The following is a 1,538-nucleotide window of genomic DNA, read 5'->3' as shown; positions in this document are numbered from 1 at the left end:
CGGGGTTGCAGTTTGCGGTTGGAGGTGAAGACCGCATTAACTGGGGATTAGTCCAACTGTGTAATACATTACATCATACGGTGACAAAAAATTTCATCGGTAATGGTCACATGAAAAAAACGGTTGAAACGATGAATTCATCCGACCCGTCTAGGCAGCTATCTCGAAACGCCGCCATTATGGCGGCAACAAGTCCAACAGCCTCATTAACTCGGTTGGTAAAATCGGCAAAAGTCACAAAACAAGTTTGTGCCTTTTAGCGATTTCTCATCGTTTTACCTGTCAGTTTACATGATGTTAAAAACGCACTCAGAAGCTCGCAAAACCGTTCTAAACTTTCAACATAGTTTAAGGGTGTTCGTGTCTTAAAATTGTTTTGAATGGCTTTGATTGGGGGGAGCGGGCGATTTTAACTAACTGACTCACCCGTTTAACATAATGGATCTTGCTTATAAGAAACGAGAAAAAAATTGAATTAAATCCATTCAATAATAGATAATTTACCTTAAGTGTACGATACTATTTTTTATTTCCAATGAACAGGAATTGTACATGAGAGTGTGCACTTTAGCTTTTTTCATTCTTCCACTCTTCATTTTAGGGTGTTCGCCCGACGAGAAACCGAAAGAGAACATCGCCTATGTGGGGGCGAATTTATTGGGGTATAACCATGTGGCAGATACCAATATCAATTGGTTTTCGGTCAATGGCTATCGGGGTCGAACCGGGGGGTTTACGTGCTGCATCATGCTACCTGAAATATGGCAGCCCAATATGCAGGTCAATATCAAGTGGGAAGTTAATCCTGACCCGTTTCCTAAAAATATGCCCCCTTTAGGAACTGATGAATTTAGGGAGTTCATGAAAAAAAAGGAAGCCAATTACCGACAATATCAGACTACCGTGACTATCCCGGAATATACGGATTCCTGTGGGTTGCAAGTCCACTTCTTACCGTGCCAACAAGTGAAAGTCACCGCGACGTGCCATGGCATTGAGCATCCAGACCACCCAATTAAAGATCCTTTTGACCAACCGGAGCCCGCACAATGTCCTCAATGATTATCGCCCCTCAAAAAGACCAAATATCAACCCAAGGTGACCCTTGTTGGGTTCCCCCTGAATTTCCGCTTGATGGACGGTTAAAACTGACAAAAGAGCAGTTAACTAAGAATATTGAAAAAATAAGACAAGAAGAATCTCGACATCGGAGTGACTGTTATCGGAAATTAAAAAATTCGTGTTGTAAAAGTTTACATATCAGCTTGTTTTTTGATGGCACCAATAACAATGAGCCGAATGACACAGGCAGTACACCACCGCATCCATCCAATGTGGCTAAACTGTATCATGCCAGTGCCCCCGAAAATCGTCAGGCCAATGAGCGTGGTTTTTATGCTTATTACATTCCGGGCGTCGGTACGCCATTCCCTCAAATTGGGACGTATGATTATTATTCTTCGGGGTTGCAGTTTGCGGTTGGAGGTGAAGACCGCATTAACTGGGGATTAGTCCAACTGTGTAATACATTACATCAT

3 protein-coding genes are annotated in these 1,538 nt (G+C 42.5%); all 3 read left to right on the top strand.

Features of this window, described 5'->3' with window-relative positions:
- Positions 1-260: hypothetical protein (locus OQV04_RS24550; protein ID WP_332643238.1), on the top strand; the 260-nt coding region annotated here is incomplete at its 5' end.
- A gap of 292 nt (positions 261-552) precedes the next feature.
- Complete coding sequence (locus OQV04_RS24545; protein ID WP_332643236.1) at positions 553-1,062, top strand: DUF3304 domain-containing protein; 510 nt, start codon at positions 553-555, stop codon at positions 1,060-1,062.
- Positions 1,050-1,538, top strand: a 489-nt coding sequence (locus tag OQV04_RS24540; protein ID WP_332643234.1) for a phospholipase effector Tle1 domain-containing protein, incomplete at its 3' end; no start/stop codon positions are given. The genes OQV04_RS24545 and OQV04_RS24540, both read left to right, overlap by 13 nt.

The sequence above is a fragment of the Escherichia sp. Lx600-2 genome, assembly GCF_036662595.1.
Classification (GTDB): Bacteria; Pseudomonadota; Gammaproteobacteria; order Enterobacterales; family Enterobacteriaceae; genus Escherichia; species Escherichia coli.
This window is presented reverse-complemented; position numbering and strand designations above follow the sequence as displayed.

What these genes read in the sequence shown, in the direction of transcription:
- OQV04_RS24545 (WP_332643236.1), top strand. Translation starts at nt 553, where the DNA reads ATGAGAGTGTGCACTTTAGCTTTTTTCATTCTTCCACTCTTCATTTTA.